This window comes from Massilia glaciei (assembly GCF_003011895.2).
GTDB classification, from domain to species: domain Bacteria; phylum Pseudomonadota; class Gammaproteobacteria; order Burkholderiales; family Burkholderiaceae_D; genus Telluria_A; species Telluria_A glaciei.
This window is the reverse complement of the sequence record NZ_PXWF02000149.1, coordinates 1-2,916: the sequence shown is the minus strand read 5'-3', so window position 1 is coordinate 2,916 and position 2,916 is coordinate 1. Positions and strand designations below refer to the sequence as shown.

The following is a 2,916-nucleotide window of genomic DNA, read 5'->3' as shown; positions in this document are numbered from 1 at the left end:
TGGCCACGATCTCGCCCATGGTGGCGCCGGTCTGGTCGACCAGTTGCGAGCCGAGGCCGACCTGGGCCACCGATTCGCCGACCAGGTTCTTGATCTCCCTGGCCGCCGTCGAGGAGCGCTGCGCCAGGTTGCGCACCTCGGCCGCGACCACCGCGAAGCCGCTGCCCTGCTCGCCCGCGCGGGCCGCCTCGACCGCCGCGTTGAGCGCCAGGATGTTGGTCTGGAACGCGATCGCCTCGATCACCCCGATGATGTCGCCGATCCTGCGCGAGGAGGCGTTGATCGCGCCCATGGTGTCGACCACGCACGCCACCACCAGCGCGCCCTTGAGCGCCACCTCCGAGGCCGAGGCCGCCAGCGCCTTGGCCTGCTGCGCGTGCTCGGCGTTCTGCCTGGCGGTGCCCGTCAGTTACAGCATGGCGCCGGCGGTGCGCTCGAGCGCGCCGGCCTGGTGCTCGGTGCGGCGCGACAGGTCGCCGTTGCCGCGCGCGATCTCGACCGAGCCGGCCGCGATGTTGTCGGTGCCGGCGCGAACCTTGCCCACGATCCCCACCAGACTCGCGTTCATGTCGCGCAGCGCGCGCAGCAGCTGGCCGGTCTCGTCGCCCGCCTTGCTGTCGATCCGGCTGCTCAGGTCGCCCGCGGCGACGGTCTGGGCGACCCCGACCGCGCGCTGGAGCTGGTTCGACAGCGCGCGCGCGAGCACCAGCGCGAACGCGAGCGTGACGAGCAGGCCGAACACGCCGATCGCCGCGCCGCTGCGCATGGCGCTGACGGCGTCGCCGGTGGCGGCGTTGACGGTGCCGACGAAGCGCCGGTTGGCGGCCTCGCGGAAGGTGCCCAGCGCGCCGCGGTAGCTGTTCAGGCTCGCGCCCATGGCCGCCAGGCGCGCGGCGTCCGGGCTGCCGCTGTTTTTCGCCATCATCTCGGCGACCGCGCGCGCGTGCCCGTAGTAGGTGTCGAAGCCGGCGGCCAGGCGCAGCAGCGCGGCGCGTTCGCCGGCGTCGATCTTGCCGAGCCGGGCGTAGTTGGCGCGCACCCTGGCGGCGATCGCGTCGGCGCCCTGGAGCTGCTCGGCCTCGCCGGCGGCGGCGGCCGAATTGAGGATGTCGATGATCTTGTCGAGCGCGCCGACGTTCTCGGTGCTGGTCTCGAGCACGGGGAACTGGACGTCGCGCACGTCGGCGAGGCGCTCGTTGTTCTGTTTAAAGACGAGCGCGGTGGCGCCGAAATACAGCGCCATGCACAGCATTGCGATGCCCCGGGCGAACAGCACCTTCCATAGCAGCGGGACGCGGTGCAGCAAGGTCATCACGTCGGTTCCTCGGGGAGGGGGCGCTACGGCTGTATTGACAGCGGGCATTATTTGACATTCTAAGCCAGGGCCCGCCCGCTGAACATCCCAAAATGTAACAAAACGGCAAGTATTTTTGGATGGGATTTAACAAAGCGCGCGCGCGGACGCCGCCGGGCCCGGGGTGCGGCGCCAACGGCGCCGCAACGGGCGGGGGACGCCGGTGGACGCCACCTGCGGAGGGTGGCGGGCCGGCTGGCGCCGCCCGACGGCCGCTCAGAGGCTGAGAGTTTTTCGGACGTGCCCGAGCAGCGCGCCAGAAGGCGGCCGATGTAGGCGCAAAGCACAGCCATAGCTCGGGCTATGGCGAGCATTTGCAACGACGAGCGGGCGCCTTCCGGCGTGCTGAGCGGGCATGGTCGAAAGACTCTCAGCCTCTCAGGAGAGGTTGAAGCCGGCGGACAGGCTGTAGCCCTCGCCGTAGGCGCTGCGCAGCGGCAGGTCCTGGCCGAGCCCGGTGCGCGCCTTCTTGCGCAGGCGGTACACCAGCATGTCGACCCGGCGGCTGGCGTCGGGATCGTCGCCGCCCATGCCCGCCACGATCAACTGGCGCGGCACCGGGCGCGTGTTGATGGTGAGCAGATGCAGGAAGTTGCACTCTTTTTCGGTCAGGTCGATCACCGCGCCGGCCATCTCGAGCTGGCGCGCGCTGACCCGCAGCGTCCACTTGCTCGGCGCCGGCGCCGGCTCGGCCGGCCGCACACGGCGGTCGAGCGCCTCGATGTGGGCCGCCAGCTCGGGGAATTTGATCGGCTTGGTCAGGTAGTGGTCGGCGCCGAGGCGCAGGCCGAGGATGCGGCTGTCGAAGGCGACCCGGCCGGTCAGCACCAGCAGGCCGATCTCGGGATACAGCTGGCGCATCCGGGGAATCACGTTGAAGCCGTCCTCGTCGGGCAGGCCGAGGTCGAGCACGACCACCGCGGCGGGCAGGCGCGTGAGCGCGCCCCACATCTCGCCGGCCGTCGTGGCAAGCACCACATGGTGGCCGAGGTCCGTGAGGAAATCGGCCATGTCGGTGGCGTAGTCGCTATTGTCTTCGACGATCAGTATCTGCGTCATTTGTTTGAGTCACCGGGAGCGCTTGCGGCCCCGCTGCCTACCCTTGATTGTTAGTTATTTTACTTGGCCGAATTATTATGCCTGGTGCCAGCGGATGCAAGGCATTTCCCATCATTAATACGCACCGGCAACCAAATCCGGAATTCGGCGCCGCCCGCGTCGAGGTTGCGCATCGTCACAGTGCCGCCGTGCACCTCGAGCACCGAGCGCGCCAGGTACAGGCCCAGGCCGGAGCCGGGCTTGCCCACACTATTGCGCCCGCGGTAGCCCTTGTCAAAAATACTATTGGTTTCGTCGGGCGCCACGCCCGGGCCCGCGTCGCGCACCAGCAGTTCGATGCCGCCGTCGGCGGCGCCGCCGGCCAGCGCGAGCGGGCCGCCGGCGCCGTGCGCGACCGCGTTGTCGAGCAGTACCTGGAGCGCCAGGCGCAGGCCTTCGGGCTCGCAGCGCACCGCCAGCGGCAGCGGCAGCGCCCCGGCCTCGACGCTGACGGCGTGGCCGGC

Annotated in this window: 2 protein-coding genes and 1 pseudogene; all 3 read right to left on the bottom strand. The window is 70.0% G+C overall.

Translation table 11 applies throughout. The features are described 5' to 3' along the window. Positions 1–736 (bottom strand): annotated as a pseudogene (locus C7C56_RS30850) (methyl-accepting chemotaxis protein); the annotation flags it as partial. Positions 737–1,732: 996 nt separating this feature from the next. Next, positions 1,733–2,413: a response regulator transcription factor gene (locus C7C56_RS10255; protein WP_106757325.1), complete on the bottom strand. Its 681-nt coding sequence runs from the start codon at positions 2,411–2,413 to the stop codon at positions 1,733–1,735. 59 nt (positions 2,414–2,472) lie between these two features. Beyond that, positions 2,473–2,916 (bottom strand): sensor histidine kinase (locus C7C56_RS10250; RefSeq protein WP_146204396.1); only part of this gene is annotated, 444 nt, incomplete at its 5' end.

Coding starts and splice junctions, on each gene's coding strand:
- C7C56_RS10255 (WP_106757325.1), bottom strand. CDS start 2,413: ATGACGCAGATACTGATCGTCGAAGACAATAGCGACTACGCCACCGAC.